Below are 25,524 nucleotides of genomic sequence, written 5' to 3'. Positions count from 1 at the left end.
ATGAGTTATTTTTATAGCGCAATAGAAAATGCATTTTATCCTGAATCAATGAAGGATGATTACATAATTGCTGGCACATTCCCAAACGATGCAGTATTAGTTGATGACAGTGTTTATGAGGAATTCTCTAAAAATCCACCTGACAATAAAATTAGAATAGCAGCTAATGGATTGCCAGCATGGGGAGAAAAGCCGCCATTAACAAAAGATGAAATGGTCATAGTGGAAGAGAGAAAAAAAGCATCGCTAATTAGTGAAGCGACTAGCGTTATCGATCCGATGTCTGATGCTAAAAATGGCGGGTATATTGAAAAAGAGGATATTAAACGATTAGATGAATGGCAACGTTACAGATATGCGTTAACAAAAGTTGACATATCATTAACTCCCGATATTGAATGGCCACAAAAACCTGAGTAATCACTCTGTTTTCAAATATTGCGCTGAATTCCCATCAGGCAACTTCTTACTTCTATCACGATAAAACGCTAATCGCTCATTAAAGTACGCTCTCAAATGTGCTGGTTGTTGTCGCTCTATTTCCGAGGCAACAACTGGCATATTGAGACGTTCTTTATATGCGACACCTGAAGCCGCTAAATCGACATTGATTTTGTCTTTTTCTTCTTGAGTTAGGTTTGCGAGGTTCATGGTAGATCCGGTTGGTAGTTTTTGGAGAGTATAGCAGGGTGGGATAATTTTGGAGTGTGTCATTTTTGTGTCGTACATAACGACACATCAACGACATTATAAGGTTATTAACGACACGTAACGACACAAAACTAAATGCGAACAAGGATAAATCTAGTTATTTCATGATGTTAAATGATGCTCTACGTTCTTCTAAGCCGTAGGTCACAGGTTCGAATCCTGTAGGGCGTACCATTTAAAATCAATGAGTTACAAGATTTTAAAAAGAAACCCGCAAGAGATGCGGGTCAAGTAACGGGTCAAGTTAGCATTACAGTTTTTCACTTCTAACCCACTCTTCATAGACATGTTCTGGCCAGCCTAAAAACGTACCACCTTTTGTTCTTTCTGGTCTGGGAAACTCATTTCGTTTTGCGTACATTCTCCAAATTGTAGGTTTGCTTTTGCCAGTTAACTGGATCATTTCCTTCCACTTAATGTATCGAGTCACAGTTGTCATTTTTTATTTCCTTCCCTATACCCGTTCTCCATAATGCACTGTGCGATAGTCGCTGGTGGGTTATCCCAATGGGCATCAAAAATGATATCGTTTAAATGATATTTACTGATGTCATCTAAAGTCTTAGGTAAGGTGTCATGGGGTAATTTTAAACAAATAGAATCACCCGTCATGCTTACTGCAATATCAATGTTCTGCTCAGTGGTAAAATCTGTTTTACGATAACCGGCTTTCCAGACTGCATCAGTTATATCACCGGGATCACTACCTGCATTTTTGATGACACTAACGAGATTGAAATCTAAAGTTGTCATTAATCATCATCCTTAATTAAGCTGTAAACTTTATCAGCAATATCAAAAGCATTATCAGCCACTGCTAATACAAGTAATTTAGGATCACCAAATGATTTTTTTGTCAGAAGTGAAAAATCGAAAAGCACACTTTTGCTATCTTTTGTTTTCAGCATTCCCGTAATAACACGGCCAAATAGTAGATAAGGCAAGGCTAAATACATGGACTGCAATAAAGGTGCTTCACCTTTAATAAATTCCTGCTCAAAAAGACGATTAAATGACGGGTACTTATCTTTGATTAAAGTGAGTTTTGTTTTATAGTAGGGATAGAAATTTTCATCCTTCTCTTGCTTATAATGAATAGCGACATAAGAACCATCGTCATATGATTTAATATGTGTATATTCAGCATCGCTAGGAATTGCTTCATCAAATTGAATAACAATATCATCACTGAATTCAGAGTTGTGTTTCATGCGTAATACTACATGCCCATTAGACACTTCGATATGTTCAGCGTTGATATGTACACAGTTAGTAACAAGACGAACATCATCACTCATTTTTAATAATGTAAGTGCAGCTCTTAATTGGCTTGTCTCGATGTAAGGTAATTTAGTTGTCATTTTTTACCGTCCTTAGTGCATAGTTGGCATAGCTAGAAATCCGTTATTAGCTTCTAACTTGCGAATATAATCATCATGAAGAATACAGAGCCCTTCACGTCCTTTTTCTGATAGGCGAGGACCATGTTCAAGGGAGATGTCCAGAAAGCCGATATAGGCTTTTATGATGAAGTCAGGACAATAATCTTTATAGATACCCCCTAACTCTTCGATAAGAATGCTTTCAAAATGGCTTGCAAGACAAAGGCGCAAAGAAGCTGGGTAAATGGTTAAAGCGTTTTCTCCGTTACTGTAACTAGTGGCAAGATCAACACCGCCTTCTTCATTACGAATTTCAGTGGTGCCATTCTTTTCTTGTAGTTCACGAATAAAGCAAGTTGCTACCACCCAGCGCCAGACAGAAATTCTCTGTTCAGGTGTTAATGTTTCAGGTTCATCAGCTAACTTACCCATTAATGCAGCGGCTAAATATAAACCTTTCAATAACTCTTTATCGTATTGACCTGATTCAAGGGCTGTTACAGCTTCAGAGTAAGATATTAAAGCACCATCATCAGAAATAACGCCATTACTAGTATCAGTAAAATAAGCCATTATTTACCCTCCCAGCCAATTGCCTGAAACAATCCCATTTTAGGATGATGCCAGCGAGTGCCACGTTTTTCGGCTTCACTCATCATTGCCTTGAATGCAGATATAAAATCAGCTTCATGAATAATGGCCATAGGCCTAGGCATACCTTCGGGCGTAAGAATAGTTATTTTATTTTTGCGAACATTGAACTGTTTGGTGAGTGTTTTGCATTTATCCACCGTCATACCTGATTTAGTTCTCGCCAGAGAGTACCCAATCCAACCTACAGGGATCGTTCCTTGTTTTATTTGCTCAACGACTTCATTCACTTGTTCAACTTTTTGCTCTACATGAGATATACGGCGTTCGCTTTCTAAGTTAGCCAGCGCCATAGCAGCAATAATTTCTGCCTGTGATTTTGGTTTTGGTTGACTAAGCGACTTTAATGTTGCCAGTACCGAGCGCCTAACCGCTTTTGATTCTCGCATGCCAACTAGCATTAACTGATCCATGTTCAAATCATAAGTTTTCACTTCATTTCCGTAGCGGTAAAAACTTTTTACCGCTGGTAAATCGTCCAACTCATCTTCTATACGTTTAATGAAGTGTGTGTTTTTTACTTCTGGTTCACCGCATTCGATTCTGGCTGGGTTTATGATGTTGTTGAGAAAGTCTAAACTAGACATAACAATATCTTTTTGTGTTCCAATTAAATTATTCATATATTTCCCTTAATGAATTAGATTATTTGAGACAGTAGTGCTTAAAAACTGAGTGCCTTTGATAAATACTTCATCAATGAAGTTCTGCATCCATTTTTCACCAGTATCTTTTTCATGTTGGTCATTACTGGTATAGAACTTCCATATAGCCGAGTAGCCATCATTAGGACGCTTCTCTAAGATCATATTTTCAATTTGATGAATCAGGAGCGTTTCAATAATTTTTTCATCAATTGCAATAACGTGATTCTCATGACGAAATGCATAGGTGCTGGTGATCCCTGGTCCAAATCGTACTAGGCAAGAGGTTAAGTATTTATTTGCTACAATTGTTCTTAAATTATCTACAATGTGCTTAACAAATATCTCTTGTTCTTCTGGTGTTAATTTACGATTTGACTTCATAGCTTCTTTATCTAATAAAGAGGCTGGGAAACCTTTTTCTTTTAAATATTCGATGATTTCATCTGCTGTCATTTTTTTACTATTCACAACATACCACCCGGTATTTTAATTTTTGCTTTATCTAAACAACGCTTAGATGATTGATTACTTATTTTTTGTTGATAACTCATTGCGCCTTTAGCTGGTGGATCTGCGATAATAAAAGCTTGGTTATATTGCTCTAGTGCGCGTCTATAAAATCCTTTTCCCTCTAACTGCTTGCCTTTTTTCATGAATTCAGAATACGTCATGATATTTATATTCCTCTCCATTTAAGTAAGGCGGTAAATATTCAACAATATAATCAATCATGAATTTGCCCATTTCAGAAATAGAGCCGTTAGATTTATATAAACGTTCATAGGTGTTATAGATATCTTTATCACTCCACTTACAACGTTGACGGCAATCTTTTTCTTCATAGATATCACGGAAGAAGTTATTTAAATTTTCAAAGCTAATTTCTGTAATGACGGTTTTATTATTTACCTTTGATTTAAACTCAGCTTTCTTTCCATTTTGTTTAATGTAAATAAGCACTGAGTTGATAAAACGCTTTCTTCTTACTTCAAGTAAATTAACTTTATCCATGTTGCTTACTCCTGATTTAGAGCGCAGCAATCCCTAGCATGAACGCTATAATTAATTTTTATTTAGTGGATGATTTATTTATTGTTTAAAGCATTATTTAATTCGTAATATAGTCTATCAGCTTCTTTTTCTGCATCATCATATTTAGCGACAGCTTTAGCATATTCTTTTTGTAATTGTTCAATATTACGCTCTTGCTTTAATCGTTCTTGGAGCTCAGTTAGTTTGGCTTCTTTGCGATCCATAAAGTGTTCGGTAGGTTCGCCACGCTTGAAAGCGACTGTGCCATTTTCAAGTTCGCATTGTTCACCTTCATAGTTAGTCTCAATGCCTTCTTTGTGAAATTCACGCTCAGTGAGAATGTTTGCTAGCTTATTTAATGCTGAACGCTCACTTAAGTAAGCCCGATTAGCACCTGTAATAATATAAACAGGGCGCATAGCAATAGTAATTTGATTATCAGTTGCTTTCTCAATAGCTTCGTGTTGGTTATTCATTCTCGTGTTCCTTTTATTTTTCGATTTGATATTTCGTATTCAATTCCACCAAGTTTGTCATTTAATATTGATATCAATAATGACACTTGGCTTAAAAATAATCCCACGTCACTAAGATGATCTTTACCATCGGGATAATTTTCATTAGCATCAGCCCAAAACATAAACTCACCGAATATATTCATTCCTGTAACAAGTGAATCGATAGCTAAATCTAAATTACCTCTTAAGTTACCCAGTTCACCTTCTGTTAATTTACTTAAATCAGGAAGAGTAACTAAGTCATCAATATTCATTAAGCCTCCGTGAAACTTACTTTTTCATAAACAGTTTCTAAATTTAATTTGGCTGACTGGATTAAATTTGTAATTTGAATATCGTAATTTTTAATGTGACCGCTTTCTTCAGAGACTTTTAAATTAATTGCAGTTTCTAATGTATTTAAAATGCACCCGACAGCCGTTTCAATTGTATAGTTATCACTGATTTTAATTTCACCGATAGGCTTTGGTGATTTATCAGTATTAATATTCGATACACTTTCTTTAGCTCTTTCTATATTGGCTACTGCTGATTCAATCGCATTAAACATATTATCGCTAGGTATTACGTTATCATTGATAATGAGATTTAAAATAGAAGTTGCATAAAGTAATTCATCACAAGCGGATTCTTTTAACTTAGTGTTATTCATCATTTAAAACCTCATCGATTTCATCTTCTGCTTGAGATAATAAGCTAAGTTGAATTGCTCGCTCTTCGCTATTACGAGAAAGAAACTGAGCTGAAATTAAGAATGCTTTTACTCGATGTAATGTATCTAGCATTTTTCCGCTATCTACATTAATTATTTCTTTTGCCATGATCATTATCTCTCTGAGCATTTTCTTCAAGAATCCAGTTAACAACATCACCAGATAATTCATGCGCTAGTTCTATTAAAGTTTCAACATCAGGGCTTTCAGGAATTCGAAGATTATTTAGTTGAAATAACAGTGCATTTAATTGAGAGCTTTTTTTTGCAACAGATTCTAAGTTGAGTTCGTGAGCCATAATTAAGCCTCGCAAGGAAATTGAGCAGAGAAAACAACATTGCTACCGAGTAACTCTTTAGCTTGTTCAGCACTGGTAGCCATAACTTCTTTTTTCTCTGGATTCTCAGTTTTAGTCCAGAAACGAAACAAGAACATAGGTAATATTACGCCTGTATGTACGTCAGGTTTCGGTAAATTAAGGATTGCGGTAGAATGTATAGTGGTCATATTTACACCTTTATTTTCAATTGACACTACAGATAATAGTTTAAGTATTATTCCATTTCAATACCTAAAGTATTAAATATTATTTTTAGTATAAAAGCTATTGATATTTCGGATAATTTATTTTCAAATAAATCTCAGATTGGAATGCAGATCACTTCTTTAGAGGGGATGGGGTATAAAAAAGCCCTCGCGGAGAGGGCTGGGATGGTGTTATTCAGTTTCTTTTTCTTTTGATTTATTTAATGACATTATAGACAAGGGTAATCTAAAACTACTTATACCTATGTTATTTGCACCAACAGTCATTCTTCTTCGGAAGTCTAAATAAACTATATTTGCACAAGCCTCAGTTCTTTCATCCTCATCAACCGAAGAGAATTTTTCATAATCTTTAATCTCAAACTCATACTCTACTGTAAGTGAAAAACTAAACTCGTTATCAACCAAATCAAAATCAGGATCATCACCCTCGCCATCAGTTAATTTACCAATAACATCAGATGAAAAAGTTAGCTTACAGCTCTTGGAGTCTTTATCTTCTTCTAGCTCATTACGCAACTTAAATTTAACTGCTACTTTTGTGACATCAATCTCAGGTCTTGTGAAGTCCATTTTATTAGATGTAACAGTTACAGATCTAAGGATAATTGATGAAATAAAACTCATTGAAAACACTCCGAATACTTAGTGGATAATTGAATCTCACTATCTCTTTCAGATAAATCACCATCACTGACAAGCTTAGAGTTCCACGAAGAAGACCAGTAGCTACCAGTTTTATTAGTATTTCTATATGTATGAAAGTTTGGTTTAGATTGTGCTTTAATCCAATACTTAACTTCATCGAACTGCGTATTTATATTATTCATCATTTCATTTTGAGCAGAATAATGAACTACGCATGTTGTTAGATAGGTATTTAAACTAACCCCATCACTCTCTGCTGCTTTAATACATTTTGCATGCAGTGATTTTGGTAACCTAAGTGTCACTCTACCACTTACGTTATCAGTTTCAGTTGTGTCGATTGGTAGCGGGAATGCCATTCCATTTTCTTTGAACATTTCATATGCAGTAGTTATGGAGTCAAGAGCCATGTCTCTAGCAAAACCCGCAGAGTCTGCATATTCTTGAATATCTGGTAGCTCAGCAACGCTTGCTACATAGACTTCTTCTCCGTCATCCAGAATTTTTTTAATTGAAATAGTGTACTTTTCTGGATCAAAAATATTGTTTTTCATTTTTTCTCTATCTCCTCAAGTTCATCCTTGTACTTATTAAGCACACGCAACGTATTTGTTATGTATGCTGACTTCATCTCTCTATTTGGCTTGTGACCACAATCCACTGAATGCGTTTTGTAATCTGACATAGAGCTCAATCTTTGGTGTATGAATATACGGTGTCCTACCGTTTTACCTTCTTTATGTTCAAAACCCAAAGATTCGAGTTGTAGCAACAATCCTTTGCTTCCATTACAAGATATAGATTTCTTCCTACTGATTAGATAATTAATTACATCTTGTGTTCTAGACATATTATATGACATCACCTGTAGTGTCACTATCAATTATGTGTGGTAAATTTATCTTTCCCACACCCTAAAACGTGTCGTCACCCAAAGAAGCAGCCTTGTACATCATCTTCGACGAGCTTAATAGCGTCAGAGAAACTACCTAACATTTTTTCATCGCAGTTGTGCCAGTTACTATTTTTATCCATCCAAAGCAGAGACCATGAATTCGAATATCTATTATGTGTGATTTTTGCTATAGGTTCTTCTACTCTGCCATCACTCCATATTAGTTGCCTAATTTCAAAGATAATTACTGAGTCGTCCTCGATACGATACTGTAAATCTAATTCATCCCTTAGGTGCTCTGCTGGGCGGCGTTTTTCCATGAAAAATTCCATACACCGTCTAATATTTGCTATCTCAATATTGTTAAACGCCATATTTCCTCCTAAAACGTGTCGTCAGGCCATTTCGTTATACAAAACGCATCATCATCTGAACAACAACACCAATAATTTTACAGTTGCCATTGATCGTAATAGCCGGGTAAGCAGGATTTAGTGCTTTAAGATATTTAGCACCATCCAAGACAAGTTTTTTGAATGTTGCTTCATTTGTTTCAGTCAGTTTAGCTATCACCAAACTTCCATTTATAGGCTCTCTTCCTGTATCAACTAGAACCAATGATCCTTCAGGAATACTGATACCCGTTGGCGCTGTCATTGAATCACCTTCAACCTTAAGCCAAAAAGCAGATCCCTGAACAGCAACTTCAGACTCGTACCATTCGTCAATCTCACTCAACGTATATGGTTCACAGGCTTCAGTCCAATTCCCCGCCTGAACAAAGCTAATAACGGGGTATTTGGGAGCTGGTCGATAAGGCCTTGGGTTGCTAACATTTGCATCAAATCCTTTTGATAACTCTGTTATTTCTTTAGCTAAGGATGGGCTAAATTCAGATATTGATACTTGTAGTTTTTTAGCAAAAACAGAGGCAATTTGTAAGTTAAGAGCATTTCGCCCATTAAGATAATGGCCAACGGCTCCTTGACTAATATCTAGTTCATCAGCTATTTGCTGCTGAGTTAGATTAAGCTCTTTTTTCTTTAACTCATACAAAGCTTTCAACCTATAGCAGTCTTCAAGCTGTTCTGTCGTCAGTTTTTTCTCTAATTTCATGAATACATCCTAATACTATTAATATTAATATTCCAATACTATAGGTATTGATTATAATAATATCTATAGTATTATTCTGTTTATGGAGGCATTAAATGCAAAAAGAACTTTTATCCGAGTTTGTTAGAAAAAATGGGCAAGGAAGAACTGCAGAGCTACTTGGCGTACATCAAACTGCAATTAGCCAAGCTTTACGAAAAGGGCGAATTATTTACATTTCCACTAATGGCTTAGGAGGGTATGAAGCTGAAGAAATAAAGCCATTTCCAAACAAAATCAAGGAGCAATTAGGTGCACCAAATCAATATGCCGATGCCTGATCACTACTTTCCTGATGATGCTAAGTGGATTCAGGAACAACTTACAAAGTTAAGCCCAAGTATGAGGCAAAAGGCATTAGTTAAATATTCAGAAGTGTATCAAACGGAATGGGAACGAGAACAAGTTCCCTACCGTAAAGACAACAAAGCTCGCCATGAAGCTAACGTCAGATTAAGAGAGTTCATAAAGCGTTATCAGAGAGCAATGCAAGGTTATACAGCAAAGCCGTTATCGATTTAGCAGTAATTAGATTTAGGAGGCGTTGGAAGTCAAGACGTTTAGCCGTCTAGATTGTTTTCTGGGGAAGAGGGGAAAACTTTCTAGGGGGGAAAGAGGGGAAAACTTTCTAGGGGGGAAAGGGGGGTGATCTTTGAAAGGGGTGTTAGGGAAGGCACAGCCAAGGGAGTGAGTAGATCTTAAATATAGATCTCTATAGGAGTTAAAAAGCCAATAGCCGTTTAGACGTCCAGATAAAAATAAATCCCTTCCTTTGGCAGTGCTAATTATCAAATGAGGAAACCGATGTTAACAATCACACCAAATTTTGCACAGGAACGCGGATTGACGATGTTACGTCAGGCATGGAAGCAAAATAGAACATTCATGATTTATAGCCCAACAGGAAGCGGAAAAACGGCATTAGCTGCGTTTATTACTGATGGACATATTCAGCGTGGAATGAGAGTGATGTTTCTTGTTCCTTACACAATTTTGATTGATCAAACAGCCAGTCGTTTTATTGAGTATGGCTTGCCAGCCGAAGAGATTAGCTATGTATGGCGCGATCATCCTAATTACGATCCGACCCGTTTAATTCAAATTGCATCAGCAGATACCGTTATTCGTAGAGATTTTCCAGACAGCATCGATTTACTCATTATCGATGAGGCGCATTTACGCCGTAAGAAAATATTAGAAGTGATCAGTGAAAGTGAATTCAAGGTAATTGGTTTGTCCGGTACGCCTTTTGTACCATTCCTTGGTCATTACTACGAAACACTAATCAAGCCCACCACCATGAAAGAGTTAATCAAGCGTGGTGATTTAAGCTCATATGAGTTCTATGCACCAACTAAACCAGACTTATCAAAAGTAAAATCGTCCAGCAACGCAGAGTTCGGCAGTGATTACAAAGAAGCTGAAATTGCTGAAATTATGAGTGGTGCTGATTTGGTGGGGGATATTGTTGATAACTGGTTGGTGAATGGTCGAAACCTACCTACGATTTGCTTTTGCGTCACAGTCAGTCATGCCAATTTTGTCACCGTCGAATTTAATCGTGCAGGTGTGAATGCTGAGGTGATCACTGCAGATACGCCACATGATGAGCGTCAGATCATTATTCATCGGTTTGAGCAAGGCGCGACTAAGATACTTGTGAGCGTGGGAACATTGATTGCCGGCTTTGATAGTGATGTCCGTTGCATTATTTACGCTCGCCCAACTAAATCAGAGATTCGTTGGTGTCAGGCGATTGGTAGAGGATTGCGTACTGCGCCAGGGAAAGAGACTTGCCTTATTTTTGATCACTCCGGCTCAGTTCACCGTTTAGGTTATCCCGATGACATTGAGTATGACGAACTACCTACCAAAAATGACGGCATGAATGAATCTTCGTCTAGCCGAGAGCAAGAAAAACGAGAGAAGAAACCGAAAGAATGCTCCTCTTGTCACTACATGAAGCCAGCAGGTGTTTATGTTTGCCCTAAATGTGGGTTTAAACCTTTAGTGGGTGAAGATATCGATGTTGATACTAGCCGAAACATCAAAAAGTTGAATAAAAAAGAGCGTGCTTATACCCGTGAAGATAAGCAAAGCTGGTGGTCTCAATTGAAATACTACCAGAATCAGCGTGCGACACAGGGCAAGCCCATCAGTGATGGTTGGGTATCCAATACTTTCAAAGATAAATTTGGCGTATGGCCACAAGGTTTTCATAACACACCTCAAGAAATCACGCCCGAAGTGAGCAATTTTATTAAATATAAACAAATCGCCTTTGCGAAGTCTCGCAAGAAGGCACAAGTCAATATTCAAAATTTACGCACTCAAATTAGCCACCAGCCACAGCAAGGAGGTTTACTGTGAATACAATTGATGCCGTAAAAGGGCTATGGGCAAAAATATTTGCACATTATGGGTTACCTCCTATAACAGGGCGTAAGCACTTTAAAGGAAAGTGCCCTATCTGTGGTCAAAAAGGAAAATTTCGTATTGATGATAAAGACGGGAGAGGAACTTATATCTGTACGTGTGGTTCGGGTAATGGCTTTCAATTACTGGAAAGAACACAAGGCAAAGACTTTAAAACATTAGCAGATGAAATTGATGTGTTGATTGGTAATCAGCGAGAAAAAGAAGCTATTTTGCCAACTAAAATAAATAAGAATAATTTATTCCAACGTATTACGGGCTGTTATTCCAAACTACCCATACTTAAAAATACACCAGCCATGCAGTATTTGCAGAATCGAGGTGTTTTTGAGTTACCACTTGATAACGTCCGTTATTGTGATCATCAACCTGTTCGTAATAGTTTTGACAAATTTCAAGCTATTTGGTCACTAGCTACTGATGCTAAAGGGCAACTTTGTTATTTACATAGAACATATTTACAAGGAGACAAAAAAGCCCCTCTTGATGTTGTGAAGAAAATGACCGCGGTGCAGGAAGATAACTATTTAGAGTATGCAGAATCTGTCGCGATAAGAATGTTTCCTGTCGATACCACACTTGGCATAGCTGAAGGTATCGAGACGGCACTTTCCTGTAAGCAACTCTATGGTGTAAATACTTGGTCGGTCATCAATACTAACTTCATGAAAAAGTTCAAAGCACCAAAAGGTGTTATCCACCTTGTTATCTTTACAGATATGGATTGGAATGCGGCAGGTCATGCTGCAGCTATGGAGTGCGCACATAAAAACCTACTTTCTAATAATGATGTAGAAACGGTCAGTGTGAGATGGCCTGATAATGGTGATTTTAATGACATGCTAATAGAAGCTTGTGAGGTAAGAGAGTTAGTATTTTCAAGACAACATAAGGAAGTGGCGTAATGCGTGATATACAACAGGTATTAGAAAGATGGGGTGCATGGTCGGCAGATAATACAGAGTCGGTTCAATGGTATTCGATTGCTGCGGGATTTAGTGGATTAATACCAAGCAAGGTTAAAGCTCGTCCTCAATGCTGTGAAGACGATGCAATAATTATTTCTAGTTGTATGGCGCAATTGAATAAAAAGAATAGTGATATGCATGATCTATTGCTTGATTATTACTTATTCGGAATGACATTTATGCAACTTGCTAACAAGCACAATTGTTCTGATGGGCATATAGGTAAAAAATTACAAAAGGCAGAAGGAATAATAGAAGGTATGTTAATGATGCTAGATGTTTCCTTAGAAATGGATCGATATGTAGAAAAAATCATATAAAAACTTTACGTACGTAAAAATGATGATATTGTGATAAGACTGACATCAAGGTCAACTAGCTTATGAACCTCATTTAAAGTGAGGTTTTGTGTTTTTATTGGTTATTCTCTTTGTCTGCGCTTTTAATTTTTAAAATGAAATAGCTTCATATTAAATATGAAATAGTTTCAATATCCATTTTTTTTATTAATGCTATGTTTGGTAGCAAAATTCTTAATAAGAAAATATAGGATATATTGAATGAGCACTAACATCCCTCCATTTAAAGCTGATGTCGTTGGTAGTTACCTTCGACCTGAATATCTACATAAAGCACGTAGCGATTATGCTAATGGCACTATTTCTAGCCATGAATTAAAAAAAATAGAAGATAAAGCGATCATTGAGTTAGTAGAAAAGCAGAAAAAAGCCGGATTACATGTTATTACCGATGGTGAGTTTCGTCGTAGCTGGTGGCATTTAGACTTTATGTGGGGATTAAACGGCGTTGAAAAAGCCTTTTTATCTAAAGGATATTCATTCGATGGTATTGAAACTCGTCCAGAGACGGCTCGATTAACAGGAAAAATATCTGGAAATAACCACCCTTTTATTGAACATTTTTCATTTTTGTTGAAATTTGCTGAGGATAATATTGTTCCTCGTTTAACGATCCCTGCACCAGCTCAATTTTTCAAAGAGCTTTATCGGCCAGAGAATTTAGATAGCACTAATGTAATTTATTCTTCAAAAGATGAGTTAATTAACGATATTATTGGTGCTTATCAAGAGTTCATAAAAGAGTTATATCTTGTAGGGTGTCGTAATTTGCAATTAGATGATTGTACTTGGGGCATGATGGTTGATTCTCGATATCACAACTCAGGTATTGCTGAGAGCGAAAGTGTAAATAGTTGCTCATGCCATTCAGATCATACTGTAATAAGCAATGATATAAACTCATTAGCGGAAACGCTTGTTTATTTGAATAATGAAGCTATTAAAAACGCACCATCAGATTTAGTGTTAACAACGCATGTTTGCCGAGGTAATTATCGCTCTACATGGGCAGCTAGTGGTGGCTATGGACCGATTGCTGAGATCCTTTTTGGAAGAGAAAATGTATCAGCATATTATTTAGAGTTTGATACAGATAGAGCTGGTGATTTCTCCCCGTTATCTTATGTTTCAGGCAATAAAAAAGTTGTTCTGGGATTAATTTCTTCAAAAACTGGAGAGTTAGAGAGTAAACAAAAAGTAATAGAGCGAATCTATGAAGCTAGTAAGTTCGTACCATTAGATCGACTATGTTTAAGTACTCAATGTGGATTTGCATCAACTGAAGAAGGGAATGCATTAACTGAAGAGCAACAATGGGATAAAATTGCATTAGTAAAAGAGATTGCTCAAGAAGTCTGGAAATATTAATCCCACAGACTGAAAACGTTATTACTCATAAGACTCTATATATCGTGAGATTATTGATAGTTTTTTCAAAACCTCGTTTGGCGAGGTTTTTGTTATTTGTGTAATACTTATCTTTGTGGGTAAGTATTAATGGTGTTATCGGTTGTATCGTTATAATTCTTTTGCTAATTTTAAAAAACATAATAATGAAACTAAACATGGAATGAGCGATGGACTACTATTTAACAAACGCAATAAATGGTATAGGGTTCACATTACATAAAGACGCTTGTAAAAAAGTTCTTTTAACCGAGAGACGATTTTATCTTGGATACTATTTTGGAGAATATAATGCTATCCAAGAAGCAAAAAGAGTCACTTCTGGTATGGTGGTTCTTTGCTCTGAATGCATGAAAAAACCACAATAAAACCACTATGAACTCGAATGGCTCAGTAGTATGTGATCTAATAGTAAGTATAATTTAACTAATTAACATATTATCTCTTTGTGTACACAAAAACAGGAGGTATTTATGTATCGTTATTATGTTCACACATCCACTGACAACCATGGAGATTATGAAGTGCATAAAGAAGGTTGTAGTCATTTACCTACTATATTAAATAGAGAGTATTTAGGATTATTTTCTAATTGCACACAGGCTGTTGCTCAAGCAAAGGCTAAAGGTTATAAAACTGCGGATGGTTGTTATTGGTGCTGTCAGGCATGCCATAGATCATAAATAAAAGTGTGTGAGTTAATTAAAGATCGCCTAGGCGGTCTTTTTTATTATCTAAAATAAGGAACGAAATTATGTACGCACTTAAATTAATTACTGAACGTGAAGGTCGTAAAGTGGAAGAAGTCCACTGCTTAGGAGAAATGTACCGCCTAGAGTTTTACCCAGAATCAGAAAATAAAGATATCGTGGCGCGGGTTGAACACACAAAGAAAGATGCTATCCCTTCATTTGATATTAAGCGTACAGATCATGCTTACATTACGACAGTAACAGGTGATACTGTTCGGGTTATTTCCAGAGGCAGAAAAGCTTGCCAGTAAGGTCATTTCGGTGGCTTTTTTTATTTCTACCATTTTGTTGATATCACCGAAATGGTTTCGTATATGCTCCTTTAGTTTCAATATGGTAGAACGGCTATCTTCGGATGGACGGCTTGGGTTCGAATCCCGAAAGGAGCCTCACTTATGCCGACCACAGAATCAATCACAACACCTCACGTTCACACAAGAGCTGTGCGTGGCATCCTATTAACTAATTCCTCCAAATAGGGGGTGAGTATGAGTCATATGAAAGAAACCCCTGAGTTTTGGGATCAAGTATTCCAAGTTATCGACGCCCATAAGGAACAAGGCATTAGCGCAGCGCTAGCAACTAGCATGGCTATTCTACGTGGTAAATACAACGGAGGTGGCTGGAGGAAAACGTTATTTGATGGTGCCATGTGTGCGTTGTTTGCATGGTTTGTAAAGGACCTCTTAACGCTACTTGGACTTAATCATGAATTGGCATATCTGGCTAGTGTATTCATTGGGTATGTCGGTGTGGATGGATTAAGTAAACTCATTAAGGGTAAGGCAGGGCTGAAAAATGACTAAACCAGCACGCGGTGAGCGAAACAATAACCCCGGCAACATTGACTATAACCCACGTAATAAATGGAAAGGTTTGGTCGGTATTGAAACTGGAGTGCCTAACCCTCGATTCTGTGTCTTTGAGTCGCCAGAGTATGGCATCAGAGCAATTTATAAACTAACTCAAACATATCAACGTAAATATGGTTTGAACTCAGTATCAGCAATTATTAATAAGTATGCACCGCCAGTTGAGAACAACACGAATGGTTATGTTAGCCGTGCATCAAAAGAGATTGGTGTTGGTATTAATGACAAGATAGATACTCAATCAAAGTCAGTTGCTATCTCTTTAGCAAAAGCAATCGTGGGCGTTGAGTTGGGCTATCAACCGTATTCACAAAAAGTCTTTGAAGATGCTTGGTTGTTACTTTAACTCAATAATTAATCCTATCTCATAGCCTCGCATTTGCGGGGCTTTTTTGTATCCACGTTTTACGCACACCGAAAGTGCAAATCACATCGAGCCAATATTTAGGTAATGAGCCTTTGAGGGGATCAGTTAAAGCTGGTGTCGCTTCGATGGGCTGATTTCCTATTTCGGCAAAGGTTCATTACTAAATAAGGTAGACACTATGACTAATACAATTACTGTTCCATTTTATGATAACGAGCTTTATGTTGTTGAGCATAACAATGAGCCGTATGTTCCCATGAAGCCAATAATTGAAGGTATGGGATTAAATTGGGCATCACAGTTTACTAAGTTAAAAAAACGCTTTAGTAAAGGTATTGTGGAAATCGCAATACCTTCTAAGGGTGGTGAGCAATCAATGATTTGCCTACAACTTAGAAAACTTTCAGCTTGGATGCTGACTATTTACCCTAACAAAGTTAAACCTGAAATTAGAGGTAACGTTATTCGATTTCAGGATGAATGCGATGATGTCCTTTATCAATATTGGACAGAAGGGGTGGTTGTTAACCCTCGCAAGTTAAGCGTGATGGAACAACTCAATGAAGCTTGTGCTGATTTTAAAAGAGATGAAGCGATTGCGAGTAAGTTTGGCAAAGGGTTAAACGCTTGGAAGGATGTTAAGCCTCAACATGAAAATAAAATTCAGAGCCTAAAAGAAAAAGCAGGGGAAATGGTACTTGATTTTATTTTGATGGAAACGGGTAAAGGTAAAATAACGAGGGGTAGTTGTGAATAAGTTAAAGCCCTGGTTTCCCATTTTATTATGGGGAGCTTTGTGTGTTGCTCTATTCTTTTCAACCAAAGAAATGATTGAGCTTGGTAAAGAGAATAAAGAGCTAAAGAAAACAAACGACTCTCTTGTGGTTGAAATGGCCGATTACGAAAAGCGCATTAACTCACTTCATGAACTTGATACAACACACACGATGGAACTCACAAATGCAAAAGCTGAAATTGATAGGTTGCGCGTTAGTGCTGGGCGTAATCCTGACAGGGTGTACATCAAAGCCGAATGTCCAAAGAGCGCTACCACTTCCACCTCCGGCGTGGCTAATGCAACCACCGCCCGACCTACTGACACCGCTATCAGAAATTATTGGTTACTCCGAGAGCGAATTGCAGAATCAGAGCAAGTGATATTGGGATTACAGGATTATATTAGGACGGAGTGTGTGAACTAAAAAAAGCCCTACGTAGGGTACGAGGGCAAACTAACAAGATATCAATTAAAGTATAGCGATGTTTACTTAGTATAGCTTAGGTAAATATATATACCAGATTGATTATTCTTATCTATCTCCTACCTAAATAAACAGCGCAATATAAAAATAACCCTGTGAGTTTGGGCTCCCACAGGGCTTTCACTAGTATGTGTGAAAACAATAGATTACCAATATCCACTAAGCCAATCTGTTAATAATCAACGTAAGTTTTTAGAAAACAATCGCCTCGCAATAGCGGGGCTTTTTAATGGAGAAATATCATGGCAGTAGAAGGTTCAGATAATCCAGTTAAATTCCGTGAAGAACTGGATAAAAGCATTCCAAAAGAATAAAAAAAGCCCAGCATGGGAGGCTGGGCAATACTATCAAGATGTAATTAGATACAAACATAGTGAATTTTTTATTATTACTTAAGTAGGTATATTCACTAGTAGATTATTCTTAGTTATCTAATTTTGATTGGTGTAATGGATACAAAATAAAAATAACCCTGTGGGTATGGGATCCACAGGGTGGCTGAAATAAAGCAAATATATAACAGTGATAATCATACTATTATTTTACCATTACGTAATAAGAAGCGCCGCATTGTCGCTGTTTCCTATGTTAGCCATGACCTGTTTTATTCTCGACAGATAGCGCATAGTGAGAGTCAAAAACAATGAATACCACCGCCTTAGCTATTTTCGGTCATTATCAGCAACGTCAGCTGTAGGTAGAAGAAACGGCGTGACTATGGAGAGACATAACACATTTAATTCTACAAACGTCATTCATTGAGTGGCGTTGATAGAGTTTATTTAGATAGCCATCAGTTAATCGCTGATGGCTTTTTTATTGGAGAACACAATGTCAGATAACACTATTCAATTAAAAGTCTCAGTAGATACCACTGAGTTAGATAAGTTAGAGGAGCAACTCACTCGCATTAAACAACTGATGCAAGATGTAGGTATGAAACCTAAATCAATTCCACCTTTCTTCATTCAATCCTCAGGTGAGTTTTTTATTAAAGATGCCCTTATTAATTCGGCTGTGTTCAATGGTGTGCTTGTCAGTAATAAGCTAGAGCAGGACGCTAAGGCTGAGTTGGCAGATTTACGCATGCGAGCCAATAGTCAAGATATTGCTATCACTGAGCTTAAGAAAGCAATGGAAACTCAGCATCAAGCGTGGGCACAAGCTGTGAGTGAACTAAATAACAGAACGTGGTGCAGTCAGAAGTAAAGGGGATAACATGCCAATGCCTAAATATAGAAACACAGAGACTGGTTTGACTGGGCGCTTTAGAGTTAGACGACAGGCTTTTTCTGGGTTATCGATATTGCAAGTTGAGGTTAGTGTGAAGCGTTCACGATATCCTCTAGATAGTTCAAATGATGATATCAAAACCATGACTGATTGGCGGAATGCAACTTATGAAGAGGCTATACGAATACAGATAGATTACGGTGGTTAACAATCAAAAGGAAATAACTATGGCTAGTCAAGGCTTTAAGAACCCCAATCAATTCAGAAAACAATTAGATGAACAATTACAGGATAAGAGTTTAAACCCTAGTGGGTATCAGCCCAAGCATAAGATTAAGAATCCTATCCCACCACCAAAGAAACCTTAATCATAATAAATTGATTTTGTTATACATAATTCAAAAGGTACTCCCGGCAGGGTACCCTCTCCACGGGGCGACGCGCACGCGGGAAACGGCTAGTTTTCTGATTTTCATGGTGTCAGCAACAGGTCTCATAATTGATTGATATATATAGATATAAACAGTATTGAGGTGACAATATTATTTAATTGTTGTCAGCTCAATGCTATTTATCATATTGATTTTTATTACAAAATAAGAAAATCACCTGACCAAGTGAGGTGTCGATGTCTAATGTCAGCAATCTGGGAGACGCCTATAACTGGAGTGTTGCAAAGATTGCTGAGGCATTCGGGCTAAACCGAGGCACAGTTAAAAAGAGATTATTAGAAGCTAATGTTCCCATTGCTAATACAGTCAGAGGAAACCCTGTTTATGCATTGCGAGATGTTGGGCCAATAATTTTTGCAGATGACAGTAAGGGTGGGGAAGGAATTCAAGATCCAGACCTCATGTTTCCTAAAGATAGAAAAGACTGGTATCAGTCTGAAAATGAAAGAATCAAATTTGAAACTACATTAAAACAACTTATTCCAGCATCAGAAGTTCATCGAGAAATGGCGGTTATTATCAAGGCTATTGCTCAGGTTCTGGAAACATGGCCAGACCGGTTAGAACGAGATCATGGATGGACTGCAGAACAATTAGTGCAGGTTCAAATTGTTATTGATGAAATGAGAGAGCTGCTATCCAGTGAAGTGAATAATGCAGAAGCGATGGAGGAATAATGATAGTAAGATTTGCTTCCGCTTCATCCATCCGGCGTGATGTATCCACACTATTAAAACCACCCAATAGATTACCTGTTGCCGAAGCTGTTAAGAAATATATGCGTGTTCCTCTTGATGGTGGTAGTTCATTACCATGGGATGATACTTTAACACCTTATATTATTGAGCCTATGAATTGTTTAACATCAAGGCGATATGATGCTGTTATTTTTGTAGGCCCAGCTCGAACAGGTAAATCCTTAGCGCTAATTGATGGATGGATTGTTTACACCATTGTCTGTGATCCTGCTGATTTTTTATTAATTCAAATGACAGAGGATAAAGCCAGAGAGCACTCTAAAAAACGGTTGGATAGAACATTTAGAGTTAGTAAAGAGGTATCAAAGCGGTTAAGTCCTCGCACCAATGATAATAACGTTCACGATAAAACATTCAGAGCGGGGAATTATCTAAAAATAGGATGGCCAACTGTCAATATTATGTCGTCATCAGATTATCGCTTTGTTGCTTTAACTGATTATGACCGCTTTCCTGAGAATATTGACGGTGAAGGTGATGCATTTTCGCTAGCATCAAAACGGACAACCACTTTTATGTCGGCTGGTATGACGCTGGTGGAGAGCTCTCCTGGTCGTGAAATAACAAATACAAAGTGGAGTCGAACGTTACCTCATGAAGCCCCGCCAACAACAGGTATTTTATCACTTTATAACCGTGGTGATCGCCGTCGTTGGTATTGGCCTTGCCCTCATTGCGGTGAATATTTTCAACCTATAAAAGATAACATGGTTGGATTTTCATTAACGGACGATCCCTTTGAAGCAGGTAAAAATGCTTATCTTCAATGCCCTCACTGTTTATCAAAGATAGAACATGACCAAAAAAGAACATTAAACAATAAAGGCGTATGGCTGATAGAGGGGCAATCAATTGATAAAACAGGGAAAATAACGGGTAAGCCTCGCTACTCAAGATTTGCATCATTTTGGATGGAAGGGCCAGCTGCCGCTTATCAAACATGGGCTCAATTAGTAAATAAGTTTGTGGGTGCAGAGCAAGAATATGAATTAACGGGCAGTGAAGAAACATTAAAGTCAGTGACTAATACAGACTGGGGTTTGCCTTATTTACCAAAAGTTGCACAAGAACAGCGTCGGAGTGATGAGCTCATTAATCGTGTAGAAAACTGGGAAGAGTCAATTGTGCCAGATGGTGTGCGATTTTTGGTTGCCACGGTTGACGTGCAAGGCGGTAAAAAACGACGCTTTGTGATGCAAGTGGTCGGTTACGGTGAAAAAGGCGAACGCTGGGTGATTGACCGCTTTGAAATCACACAATCTCTACGTTATGACAATAACGGCGAATGCCGTCGAATTGATCCGGGTTCGTATCCCGAAGATTGGCAGGTATTAATTACCGATGTATTAGAGAAAACCTATCCATTGCAACATTATCCTCACCATGAAATGGGGATCATGATGTTGGGGGTGGACTCCGGCGGTGAAGATGGTGTCACTGATAATGCCTATAAATTTTGGCGTCGTTGTCGAAAAGAAGGGCTGCATCGTAAAGTTTATCTCTTTAAAGGAGATGGACATAAACGCAGTAAGTTAATCACTAAATCATTCCCTGATAACACCAGTCGTTCTGAACGGCGCGCCCAAGCCAAAGGGGATGTGCCTCTTTATTTACTGCAAACAGACCAACTTAAAGACCGGATCAGTTCCGCGTTATCGCGAGATACAGTGGGGCCTAATTATATTCATTTTCCTGACTGGCTGGATGAATCGTTCTATGACGAGTTGACGTATGAAGAGCGTGATGAAAAAGGGCATTGGGAAAAGCCGGGTCGAGGCGCTAATGAGGCATTTGACCTGATGGTTTACGCTCATGCCTTGGTGATATTAAAAGGATACGAGAATATTAATTGGGAAAAACCGCCTAAATGGGCGAGATTGCCTGATGTAATGCTTTCCTCATCCCCGTCAATTGCCGATATCGCCACAGAGCCTGAAATAAAACCCTCACCCGAAACCCAAAAACAGGAAACGCCTGCCGTATCAGCATGGGCACCGGTATCAAACAGCGGAGGCTGGATATGACGAAAGAAGAAATTGAACACATGATTGAGCAATACCGTTTAGCGGAAGAGGCGGTATTAAAAGGCAAATCCATCACTTTTAATGGGCAAGCCATGACAATGGAAAATCTCAACGAGATCATTAAGGGGCGGGAGCGTTGGGAAGCCCGTTTATCGGCGTTGATATCACGAAAACGAGGTAATCCAATGTATAAATTAGCGAGGTTTAGATGACATTATTAGACAGCGCCATTGGTTATTTCGCCCCAAACTGGCAAGCCTCACGTCTCCGTTCTCGCTTACAAATTAAAGCCTATGAAGCTGTTTTACCCACTCGCACTCATCCCGCTAAACGTGAAAATCGCAATGGTAACCAGCTGACTCAATTTGGTGGTACATCATTACGGGAGCAAGCGCGATGGCTAGATAACAATCACGATATCTCTATTGGTATTCTCGACAAGATGGAAGAGCGCATTGTCGGGGCAAAAGGCATTATTGTTGAGCCACAACCCTTAGATGGCGCAGGGCAAATCCATGAGGATTTAGCGTCGCAAATTCGTCAAGCCTGGGCGGAATGGTCCGTGTTACCCGAAGTGACAGGGCAATTTAGTCGCCCTGTATTAGAACGTTTATTGGTGAGAACGTGGCTACGTGATGGTGAAGTGTTTGCTCAACTGGTCAAAGGTAAAGCCAAAGGGCTAGACCCTCAAGCCAATATCTATTTTTGGCTCGAAGCCTTAGAGCCTGACTTTGTGCCGATCCACATGAATATGCCTGAAAGTAAAATTATCCAAGGCATTAAATTCAATGAGTGGGGGCGACCTACGGGGTATCAGGTGTATAAAAACCTCCCTCAATTCAGTGCCAATTTAGGGGATATTAAAACTATTGATGCTGAAAATATGTTACACCTGAAATTCACTCGTCGGCTTCATCAAGCGCGAGGTGTCAGTTTGTTTTCGGGGATCTTAATACGCTTAAGTGCGTTAAAAGATTACGAAGATGCGGAATTAACTTCTGCACGTATTGCAGCTTCATTGGGTATGTACATCAAAAAAGGGGATGCCGGCTCTTTCCCTGATGGTGAATACGACGAAGATGAACAACGTAACATCGATATTCAGCCGGGCATGATTTACGACGGCTTAAAGCCGGGCGAAGAAGTGGGCATGATCAAATCAGACCGCCCCAACCCTAATCTACAAACCTTTCGCAATGGGCAACTACGTGCGGTTTCTGCAGGCAGTCGGGGCAGTTATTCCAGTATCGCTCGTGACTATAACGGTACTTATAGTGCTCAGCGACAAGAGCTGGTGGAGTCATTTGAAGGTTATAACATTTTTCAAGATACCTTTGTGGCAGGCATTAGCCGTCCGATGTATCGAAATTGGTTAAAAATGGCGATAGCCAGTGGTGTGGTTGCTGTGCCTCCTGATGTTGATGCTAAATCCCTGTTTAATGCGGTTTACAGTGGCCCTGTGATGCCGTGGATTGATCCGAAGAAAGAATCTGAGGCATGGAAAACCTTATTACGTGGTGGTGCGTCAACAGAAAGTGACTGGATACGTGCAAAAGGGGGTAACCCTGCGGATGTGAAACGACGTCGTAAAGCCGAAATTGACGAAAATGAACGATTGGGACTGGTATTTGATACTGATCCTGCTAATGACAAAGGGGCACAAGATGCTAAGCAACAAGAACCTGATAACGATGCCTAAAATGTCGGGGCCAGTAACTGAAAAAAACTGGTTTCGCATGCAGGCCAAAGAAGACCAAACTGCGGATATCTATATTTATGATGAAATCGGCGGGTGGGGAATTAGCGCAAGACGCTTTACAGAAGATTTACTCTCGCTGGGTAATCTTAGTCATATCAATCTGCATATTCACTCACCGGGTGGTGAGGTATTTGATGGTATTGCCATTTATAACCAACTTAAAAACCATTCTGCAACAATCACGGTTTATATCGATGGATTAGCTGCTTCAATGGCCTCAGTCATTGCGATGGTGGGTGATACAGTCATTATGCCGAAAAATGCCATGATGATGATCCACAAACCGTGGGGCGTTTCATGGGGGGATGCGAATGATATGCGTGAATATGCTGACTTACTCGACAAGTTAGAAAACGTACTCATTCCTGCTTATGTGGCTAAAACAGGAAAAACAACCGAAGAAATTACCGCCATGTTGGAGCAGGAAACATGGCTTGACGGTGACGAGTGTGTTGAACATGGTTTCGCCGATAAAGTGATTGAGCCAGTGAAAGCAATGGCAAGTCTTACATCTAAACGAATTGAGGAATTTTCATCTATGCCAAGTGCAATTAAAAATCAAATTACCCCTAAAAACACGACCACACCTATTCAACAACCTATTACAGCCCCAGCACCAGAGCCACTGCCTAGCGCCACCTATGCGAATGAGCAAACGCGCTTAAATGGGATTAAAGATTTATTTGCCATGTTCGGAGGTCGTCACAATGATTTGATGATCACTTGTTTAGCGGATGCGAATTGTTCTGTTGAGAAAGCGCGTGAGCAATTACTTAACACGGTTGCACAACAACAAAATCCTGAGCCATCAAATAAAGGTAATGCGCATATTTACGCAGGAAACGGTAATATTGTGGGTGACTGTGTTCGTGCTTCTGTGATGGCGCGTGCGGGTTATCAAGATTATGAAAAAGATAATGCCTTTAATAGCATGACACTGCGTGAATTAGCGCGCGCATCACTGACAGAACGTGGTGTTGGTGTGGCCACGTATAATCCGATGCAAATGATTGGGATGGCCTTTACGCATAGTACTTCTGATTTCGGTAATATCCTGCTGGATGTCGCGAATAAAGCGATTTTGCTTGGTTGGGAAGAAAACGACGAAACCTTTGAAAAATGGACGAAAAAAGGTCAACTCAGTGACTTTAAAACTGCACATCGTGTGGGATTAGGGGCATTTCCTTCCTTACGTCAAGTGCGTGAGGGGGCTGAGTATAAGTACGTTACGCTGGATGATAAAGGCGAAACCATCGCGCTGGCGACCTACGGCGAGTTATTTAGCATTACCCGTCAAGCCATCATCAATGATGATATGAACATGCTGACAGATGTGCCAATGAAGTTCGGTCGTGCAGCTAAAGCGACAGTCGGTGATTTAGTGTATGCGGTGCTTATCGACAATGAAAAAATGAGCGATAAAAAAGCGCTGTTTAGTGCCGATCATAAAAACATGATCACGGGCGGGATGGATGTAGAAACCATCAGTGCCGGGCGTACCGCCATGCGTCAACAAAAAGAAGGTGAACGTACGCTCAATATTCGCCCTGCGTTTATGTTGGTACCGACCACGCTGGAAACGCAAGCTATCCAAGTGGTTAAATCAGGTAGCGTGAAAGGCGCGGATGTTAATTCTAATATTATTAACCCAGTGCGCGATTTAGCGGAAATTATTGCCGAACCTCGTTTAGATGATGCAAGCGAAAAAGATTGGTATATGGCCTCCCGTCAAGGTAGCGACACCATTGAAGTGGCGTACTTAAATGGGATTGATGTGCCGTATATTGATCAGCTTGAAGGTTTTACCTCTGATGGTGTCACCACCAAGGTACGTATTGATGCAGGTGTGGCACCGGTTGATTATCGCGGTCTGCTAAAAGTTTCTGGTAAATAAGACGTCTTTTTTCTTCGTTTTACCCTGATGCCCTGATGGGCTTTTTTTATATCTAAAATCCGGTGCTTTGGCATCGGAAGGAG

The 25,524-nt window shown here is 38.8% G+C and carries 41 protein-coding genes and 1 tRNA gene; 23 read left to right on the top strand and 19 right to left on the bottom strand.

From position 1 onward, the window contains the following. On the top strand, positions 1-420 hold the full coding sequence (locus tag GTH24_RS15180) for a tail fiber assembly protein (protein WP_164526631.1): 420 nt from the start codon (positions 1-3) through the stop codon (positions 418-420). On the opposite strand, the gene GTH24_RS15175 is transcribed toward GTH24_RS15180, so the two are convergent. From GTH24_RS15175 to GTH24_RS15085, 19 genes are all read right to left on the bottom strand, one after another. Beyond that, positions 421-651 carry a DNA polymerase III subunit theta gene (locus GTH24_RS15175; protein ID WP_164526630.1) on the bottom strand — a complete coding sequence of 77 codons (231 nt, stop codon included), beginning with the start codon at positions 649-651 and terminating at the stop codon, positions 421-423. 310 nt (positions 652-961) lie between these two features. Further along, complete coding sequence (locus GTH24_RS15170) at positions 962-1,150, bottom strand: helix-turn-helix transcriptional regulator (protein WP_072070108.1); 189 nt, start codon at positions 1,148-1,150, stop codon at positions 962-964. Continuing rightward, positions 1,147-1,464 carry a hypothetical protein gene (locus GTH24_RS15165; protein ID WP_164526629.1) on the bottom strand — a complete coding sequence of 106 codons (318 nt, stop codon included), beginning with the start codon at positions 1,462-1,464 and terminating at the stop codon, positions 1,147-1,149. Before GTH24_RS15165 ends, GTH24_RS15170 begins: the two co-directional genes overlap by 4 nt. After that, positions 1,464-2,072 (bottom strand): hypothetical protein, encoded by a 609-nt coding sequence (locus GTH24_RS15160; RefSeq protein WP_036934676.1) that lies wholly within the window; start codon positions 2,070-2,072, stop codon positions 1,464-1,466. Before GTH24_RS15160 ends, GTH24_RS15165 begins: the two co-directional genes overlap by 1 nt. Before the next feature lie 12 nt (positions 2,073-2,084). Continuing rightward, positions 2,085-2,666: a hypothetical protein gene (locus GTH24_RS15155; protein ID WP_164526628.1), complete on the bottom strand. Its 582-nt coding sequence runs from the start codon at positions 2,664-2,666 to the stop codon at positions 2,085-2,087. Then, a complete protein-coding gene (locus tag GTH24_RS15150) occupies positions 2,666-3,331 on the bottom strand; it encodes a hypothetical protein (protein WP_241253974.1) in 666 nt (221 codons plus the stop codon). Before GTH24_RS15150 ends, GTH24_RS15155 begins: the two co-directional genes overlap by 1 nt. 45 nt (positions 3,332-3,376) lie before the next feature. Next, positions 3,377-3,859 (bottom strand): hypothetical protein, encoded by a 483-nt coding sequence (locus GTH24_RS15145; protein WP_164526627.1) that lies wholly within the window; start codon positions 3,857-3,859, stop codon positions 3,377-3,379. Beyond that, a complete protein-coding gene (locus tag GTH24_RS15140) occupies positions 3,856-4,062 on the bottom strand; it encodes a hypothetical protein (protein ID WP_052038446.1) in 207 nt (68 codons plus the stop codon). Before GTH24_RS15140 ends, GTH24_RS15145 begins: the two co-directional genes overlap by 4 nt. Further along, positions 4,049-4,402, bottom strand: coding sequence for a hypothetical protein (locus GTH24_RS15135; protein WP_164526626.1), 354 nt, complete (start codon positions 4,400-4,402; stop codon positions 4,049-4,051). The genes GTH24_RS15140 and GTH24_RS15135 overlap by 14 nt, the downstream gene beginning before the upstream one ends. Before the next feature lie 74 nt (positions 4,403-4,476). Beyond that, a complete protein-coding gene (locus GTH24_RS15130; protein WP_164526625.1) occupies positions 4,477-4,899 on the bottom strand; it encodes a hypothetical protein in 423 nt (140 codons plus the stop codon). Continuing rightward, positions 4,896-5,195, bottom strand: coding sequence for a hypothetical protein (locus tag GTH24_RS15125; protein WP_164526624.1), 300 nt, complete (start codon positions 5,193-5,195; stop codon positions 4,896-4,898). The genes GTH24_RS15130 and GTH24_RS15125 overlap by 4 nt, the downstream gene beginning before the upstream one ends. Further along, positions 5,195-5,596, bottom strand: coding sequence for a hypothetical protein (locus tag GTH24_RS15120; protein WP_164526623.1), 402 nt, complete (start codon positions 5,594-5,596; stop codon positions 5,195-5,197). The genes GTH24_RS15125 and GTH24_RS15120 overlap by 1 nt, the downstream gene beginning before the upstream one ends. Further along, on the bottom strand, positions 5,586-5,762 hold the full coding sequence (locus GTH24_RS15115) for a hypothetical protein (protein ID WP_164526622.1): 177 nt from the start codon (positions 5,760-5,762) through the stop codon (positions 5,586-5,588). Before GTH24_RS15115 ends, GTH24_RS15120 begins: the two co-directional genes overlap by 11 nt. After that, positions 5,743-5,952, bottom strand: a complete 210-nt coding sequence (locus tag GTH24_RS15110) for a hypothetical protein (RefSeq protein WP_072065075.1) — start codon at positions 5,950-5,952, stop codon at positions 5,743-5,745. The genes GTH24_RS15115 and GTH24_RS15110 overlap by 20 nt, the downstream gene beginning before the upstream one ends. Before the next feature lie 2 nt (positions 5,953-5,954). Beyond that, the gene (locus GTH24_RS15105) at positions 5,955-6,161 is read right to left on the bottom strand and encodes a hypothetical protein (RefSeq protein ID WP_072065074.1); all 207 of its coding nucleotides are present in this window, start codon (positions 6,159-6,161) and stop codon (positions 5,955-5,957) included. Positions 6,162-6,371: 210 nt separating this feature from the next. Further along, a complete protein-coding gene (locus tag GTH24_RS15100; protein WP_072065073.1) occupies positions 6,372-6,827 on the bottom strand; it encodes a hypothetical protein in 456 nt (151 codons plus the stop codon). Then, positions 6,824-7,402: a toxin-antitoxin system HicB family antitoxin gene (locus GTH24_RS15095; RefSeq protein WP_072065072.1), complete on the bottom strand. Its 579-nt coding sequence runs from the start codon at positions 7,400-7,402 to the stop codon at positions 6,824-6,826. The genes GTH24_RS15100 and GTH24_RS15095 overlap by 4 nt, the downstream gene beginning before the upstream one ends. A gap of 373 nt (positions 7,403-7,775) precedes the next feature. Then, positions 7,776-8,117, bottom strand: coding sequence for a DUF3024 domain-containing protein (locus GTH24_RS15090; protein ID WP_072065070.1), 342 nt, complete (start codon positions 8,115-8,117; stop codon positions 7,776-7,778). A 34-nt stretch (positions 8,118-8,151) separates the two neighbouring features. Continuing rightward, the gene (locus tag GTH24_RS15085; protein ID WP_072065069.1) at positions 8,152-8,859 is read right to left on the bottom strand and encodes a LexA family protein; all 708 of its coding nucleotides are present in this window, start codon (positions 8,857-8,859) and stop codon (positions 8,152-8,154) included. A 95-nt stretch (positions 8,860-8,954) separates the two neighbouring features. Here GTH24_RS15085 and GTH24_RS15080 point away from each other — a divergent pair, with 95 nt between their 5' ends. From GTH24_RS15080 to GTH24_RS14975, 22 genes are all read left to right on the top strand, one after another. Next, positions 8,955-9,179, top strand: coding sequence for a Cro/CI family transcriptional regulator (locus tag GTH24_RS15080; RefSeq protein WP_072065068.1), 225 nt, complete (start codon positions 8,955-8,957; stop codon positions 9,177-9,179). Further along, entirely contained in the window at positions 9,172-9,420 is a 249-nt protein-coding gene (locus GTH24_RS15075) for a hypothetical protein (protein WP_072065067.1), read from the top strand. The genes GTH24_RS15080 and GTH24_RS15075 overlap by 8 nt, the downstream gene beginning before the upstream one ends. A 282-nt stretch (positions 9,421-9,702) precedes the next feature. Beyond that, a complete protein-coding gene (locus GTH24_RS15070; protein ID WP_164526621.1) occupies positions 9,703-11,268 on the top strand; it encodes a DEAD/DEAH box helicase in 1,566 nt (521 codons plus the stop codon). Continuing rightward, positions 11,265-12,239 (top strand): DUF7146 domain-containing protein, encoded by a 975-nt coding sequence (locus tag GTH24_RS15065; protein WP_164526620.1) that lies wholly within the window; start codon positions 11,265-11,267, stop codon positions 12,237-12,239. Before GTH24_RS15070 ends, GTH24_RS15065 begins: the two co-directional genes overlap by 4 nt. Next, entirely contained in the window at positions 12,239-12,622 is a 384-nt protein-coding gene (locus tag GTH24_RS15060) for an antiterminator Q family protein (protein WP_075673909.1), read from the top strand. The genes GTH24_RS15065 and GTH24_RS15060 overlap by 1 nt, the downstream gene beginning before the upstream one ends. A 240-nt stretch (positions 12,623-12,862) precedes the next feature. After that, positions 12,863-14,029, top strand: a complete 1,167-nt coding sequence (locus GTH24_RS15055) for a 5-methyltetrahydropteroyltriglutamate--homocysteine S-methyltransferase (RefSeq protein ID WP_064720844.1) — start codon at positions 12,863-12,865, stop codon at positions 14,027-14,029. Positions 14,030-14,238: 209 nt separating this feature from the next. Further along, positions 14,239-14,436, top strand: a complete 198-nt coding sequence (locus GTH24_RS15050) for a hypothetical protein (RefSeq protein WP_064720843.1) — start codon at positions 14,239-14,241, stop codon at positions 14,434-14,436. 105 nt (positions 14,437-14,541) lie between these two features. Beyond that, positions 14,542-14,751 (top strand): hypothetical protein, encoded by a 210-nt coding sequence (locus tag GTH24_RS15045; protein ID WP_115350920.1) that lies wholly within the window; start codon positions 14,542-14,544, stop codon positions 14,749-14,751. A 71-nt stretch (positions 14,752-14,822) separates the two neighbouring features. After that, positions 14,823-15,071: a hypothetical protein gene (locus GTH24_RS15040; RefSeq protein WP_115350921.1), complete on the top strand. Its 249-nt coding sequence runs from the start codon at positions 14,823-14,825 to the stop codon at positions 15,069-15,071. Positions 15,072-15,136: 65 nt separating this feature from the next. Continuing rightward, a tRNA-Pro gene (locus GTH24_RS15035) sits at positions 15,137-15,209 on the top strand. A gap of 99 nt (positions 15,210-15,308) precedes the next feature. Next, the gene (locus tag GTH24_RS15030; RefSeq protein ID WP_115350922.1) at positions 15,309-15,626 is read left to right on the top strand and encodes a phage holin, lambda family; all 318 of its coding nucleotides are present in this window, start codon (positions 15,309-15,311) and stop codon (positions 15,624-15,626) included. Then, positions 15,619-16,038 carry a structural protein gene (locus GTH24_RS15025; RefSeq protein WP_036934635.1) on the top strand — a complete coding sequence of 140 codons (420 nt, stop codon included), beginning with the start codon at positions 15,619-15,621 and terminating at the stop codon, positions 16,036-16,038. The genes GTH24_RS15030 and GTH24_RS15025 overlap by 8 nt, the downstream gene beginning before the upstream one ends. A gap of 199 nt (positions 16,039-16,237) precedes the next feature. Beyond that, positions 16,238-16,816 carry a phage antirepressor N-terminal domain-containing protein gene (locus GTH24_RS15020; RefSeq protein ID WP_075673907.1) on the top strand — a complete coding sequence of 193 codons (579 nt, stop codon included), beginning with the start codon at positions 16,238-16,240 and terminating at the stop codon, positions 16,814-16,816. 37 nt (positions 16,817-16,853) lie between these two features. Next, positions 16,854-17,261 (top strand): lysis protein, encoded by a 408-nt coding sequence (locus GTH24_RS15015; RefSeq protein ID WP_224215380.1) that lies wholly within the window; start codon positions 16,854-16,856, stop codon positions 17,259-17,261. Positions 17,262-18,152: 891 nt separating this feature from the next. Further along, positions 18,153-18,530, top strand: a complete 378-nt coding sequence (locus GTH24_RS15010; RefSeq protein WP_141650201.1) for a hypothetical protein — start codon at positions 18,153-18,155, stop codon at positions 18,528-18,530. A 10-nt stretch (positions 18,531-18,540) separates the two neighbouring features. Further along, positions 18,541-18,762 carry a hypothetical protein gene (locus GTH24_RS15005; protein ID WP_082151788.1) on the top strand — a complete coding sequence of 74 codons (222 nt, stop codon included), beginning with the start codon at positions 18,541-18,543 and terminating at the stop codon, positions 18,760-18,762. A 19-nt stretch (positions 18,763-18,781) separates the two neighbouring features. After that, positions 18,782-18,922, top strand: a complete 141-nt coding sequence (locus tag GTH24_RS15000; protein WP_164526619.1) for a hypothetical protein — start codon at positions 18,782-18,784, stop codon at positions 18,920-18,922. Between the two features lie 260 nt (positions 18,923-19,182). Beyond that, positions 19,183-19,683 (top strand): DUF1441 family protein, encoded by a 501-nt coding sequence (locus GTH24_RS14995; protein WP_072069170.1) that lies wholly within the window; start codon positions 19,183-19,185, stop codon positions 19,681-19,683. Beyond that, positions 19,683-21,788 (top strand): phage terminase large subunit family protein, encoded by a 2,106-nt coding sequence (locus GTH24_RS14990; RefSeq protein WP_164526618.1) that lies wholly within the window; start codon positions 19,683-19,685, stop codon positions 21,786-21,788. Before GTH24_RS14995 ends, GTH24_RS14990 begins: the two co-directional genes overlap by 1 nt. Then, positions 21,785-22,000: a hypothetical protein gene (locus tag GTH24_RS14985; RefSeq protein WP_072062679.1), complete on the top strand. Its 216-nt coding sequence runs from the start codon at positions 21,785-21,787 to the stop codon at positions 21,998-22,000. Before GTH24_RS14990 ends, GTH24_RS14985 begins: the two co-directional genes overlap by 4 nt. Then, positions 21,997-23,487, top strand: coding sequence for a phage portal protein (locus tag GTH24_RS14980; RefSeq protein WP_164526617.1), 1,491 nt, complete (start codon positions 21,997-21,999; stop codon positions 23,485-23,487). The genes GTH24_RS14985 and GTH24_RS14980 overlap by 4 nt, the downstream gene beginning before the upstream one ends. After that, positions 23,453-25,441 (top strand): ClpP-like prohead protease/major capsid protein fusion protein, encoded by a 1,989-nt coding sequence (locus tag GTH24_RS14975; protein ID WP_164526616.1) that lies wholly within the window; start codon positions 23,453-23,455, stop codon positions 25,439-25,441. Before GTH24_RS14980 ends, GTH24_RS14975 begins: the two co-directional genes overlap by 35 nt. The last annotated feature ends 83 nt before the right edge of the window (positions 25,442-25,524 follow it).

The sequence above is a fragment of the Proteus vulgaris genome (assembly GCF_011045815.1).
Lineage (GTDB): Bacteria > Pseudomonadota > Gammaproteobacteria > Enterobacterales > Enterobacteriaceae > Proteus > Proteus vulgaris_B.
Note: the sequence above shows the minus strand (reverse complement) of the source record. Positions and strands in the feature narration are given on the sequence as shown.

Coding starts and splice junctions, on each gene's coding strand:
- GTH24_RS15180 (WP_164526631.1), top strand. CDS start 1: ATGAGTTATTTTTATAGCGCAATAGAAAATGCATTTTATCCTGAATCA.
- GTH24_RS15175 (WP_164526630.1), bottom strand. CDS start 651: ATGAACCTCGCAAACCTAACTCAAGAAGAAAAAGACAAAATCAATGTC.
- GTH24_RS15170 (WP_072070108.1), bottom strand. CDS start 1,150: ATGACAACTGTGACTCGATACATTAAGTGGAAGGAAATGATCCAGTTA.
- GTH24_RS15165 (WP_164526629.1), bottom strand. CDS start 1,464: ATGACAACTTTAGATTTCAATCTCGTTAGTGTCATCAAAAATGCAGGT.
- GTH24_RS15160 (WP_036934676.1), bottom strand. CDS start 2,072: ATGACAACTAAATTACCTTACATCGAGACAAGCCAATTAAGAGCTGCA.
- GTH24_RS15155 (WP_164526628.1), bottom strand. CDS start 2,666: ATGGCTTATTTTACTGATACTAGTAATGGCGTTATTTCTGATGATGGT.
- GTH24_RS15150 (WP_241253974.1), bottom strand. CDS start 3,331: ATGTCTAGTTTAGACTTTCTCAACAACATCATAAACCCAGCCAGAATC.
- GTH24_RS15140 (WP_052038446.1), bottom strand. CDS start 4,062: ATGACGTATTCTGAATTCATGAAAAAAGGCAAGCAGTTAGAGGGAAAA.
- GTH24_RS15135 (WP_164526626.1), bottom strand. CDS start 4,402: ATGGATAAAGTTAATTTACTTGAAGTAAGAAGAAAGCGTTTTATCAAC.
- GTH24_RS15130 (WP_164526625.1), bottom strand. CDS start 4,899: ATGAATAACCAACACGAAGCTATTGAGAAAGCAACTGATAATCAAATT.
- GTH24_RS15125 (WP_164526624.1), bottom strand. CDS start 5,195: ATGAATATTGATGACTTAGTTACTCTTCCTGATTTAAGTAAATTAACA.
- GTH24_RS15120 (WP_164526623.1), bottom strand. CDS start 5,596: ATGATGAATAACACTAAGTTAAAAGAATCCGCTTGTGATGAATTACTT.
- GTH24_RS15115 (WP_164526622.1), bottom strand. CDS start 5,762: ATGGCAAAAGAAATAATTAATGTAGATAGCGGAAAAATGCTAGATACA.
- GTH24_RS15110 (WP_072065075.1), bottom strand. CDS start 5,952: ATGGCTCACGAACTCAACTTAGAATCTGTTGCAAAAAAAAGCTCTCAA.
- GTH24_RS15105 (WP_072065074.1), bottom strand. CDS start 6,161: ATGACCACTATACATTCTACCGCAATCCTTAATTTACCGAAACCTGAC.
- GTH24_RS15100 (WP_072065073.1), bottom strand. CDS start 6,827: ATGAGTTTTATTTCATCAATTATCCTTAGATCTGTAACTGTTACATCT.
- GTH24_RS15095 (WP_072065072.1), bottom strand. CDS start 7,402: ATGAAAAACAATATTTTTGATCCAGAAAAGTACACTATTTCAATTAAA.
- GTH24_RS15090 (WP_072065070.1), bottom strand. CDS start 8,117: ATGGCGTTTAACAATATTGAGATAGCAAATATTAGACGGTGTATGGAA.
- GTH24_RS15085 (WP_072065069.1), bottom strand. CDS start 8,859: ATGAAATTAGAGAAAAAACTGACGACAGAACAGCTTGAAGACTGCTAT.
- GTH24_RS15080 (WP_072065068.1), top strand. CDS start 8,955: ATGCAAAAAGAACTTTTATCCGAGTTTGTTAGAAAAAATGGGCAAGGA.
- GTH24_RS15075 (WP_072065067.1), top strand. CDS start 9,172: ATGCCTGATCACTACTTTCCTGATGATGCTAAGTGGATTCAGGAACAA.
- GTH24_RS15070 (WP_164526621.1), top strand. CDS start 9,703: ATGTTAACAATCACACCAAATTTTGCACAGGAACGCGGATTGACGATG.
- GTH24_RS15060 (WP_075673909.1), top strand. CDS start 12,239: ATGCGTGATATACAACAGGTATTAGAAAGATGGGGTGCATGGTCGGCA.
- GTH24_RS15055 (WP_064720844.1), top strand. CDS start 12,863: ATGAGCACTAACATCCCTCCATTTAAAGCTGATGTCGTTGGTAGTTAC.
- GTH24_RS15050 (WP_064720843.1), top strand. CDS start 14,239: ATGGACTACTATTTAACAAACGCAATAAATGGTATAGGGTTCACATTA.
- GTH24_RS15045 (WP_115350920.1), top strand. CDS start 14,542: ATGTATCGTTATTATGTTCACACATCCACTGACAACCATGGAGATTAT.
- GTH24_RS15040 (WP_115350921.1), top strand. CDS start 14,823: ATGTACGCACTTAAATTAATTACTGAACGTGAAGGTCGTAAAGTGGAA.
- GTH24_RS15030 (WP_115350922.1), top strand. CDS start 15,309: ATGAGTCATATGAAAGAAACCCCTGAGTTTTGGGATCAAGTATTCCAA.
- GTH24_RS15025 (WP_036934635.1), top strand. CDS start 15,619: ATGACTAAACCAGCACGCGGTGAGCGAAACAATAACCCCGGCAACATT.
- GTH24_RS15020 (WP_075673907.1), top strand. CDS start 16,238: ATGACTAATACAATTACTGTTCCATTTTATGATAACGAGCTTTATGTT.
- GTH24_RS15010 (WP_141650201.1), top strand. CDS start 18,153: ATGTCAGATAACACTATTCAATTAAAAGTCTCAGTAGATACCACTGAG.
- GTH24_RS15005 (WP_082151788.1), top strand. CDS start 18,541: ATGCCAATGCCTAAATATAGAAACACAGAGACTGGTTTGACTGGGCGC.
- GTH24_RS15000 (WP_164526619.1), top strand. CDS start 18,782: ATGGCTAGTCAAGGCTTTAAGAACCCCAATCAATTCAGAAAACAATTA.
- GTH24_RS14995 (WP_072069170.1), top strand. CDS start 19,183: ATGTCTAATGTCAGCAATCTGGGAGACGCCTATAACTGGAGTGTTGCA.
- GTH24_RS14990 (WP_164526618.1), top strand. CDS start 19,683: ATGATAGTAAGATTTGCTTCCGCTTCATCCATCCGGCGTGATGTATCC.
- GTH24_RS14985 (WP_072062679.1), top strand. CDS start 21,785: ATGACGAAAGAAGAAATTGAACACATGATTGAGCAATACCGTTTAGCG.
- GTH24_RS14980 (WP_164526617.1), top strand. CDS start 21,997: ATGACATTATTAGACAGCGCCATTGGTTATTTCGCCCCAAACTGGCAA.
- GTH24_RS14975 (WP_164526616.1), top strand. CDS start 23,453: ATGCTAAGCAACAAGAACCTGATAACGATGCCTAAAATGTCGGGGCCA.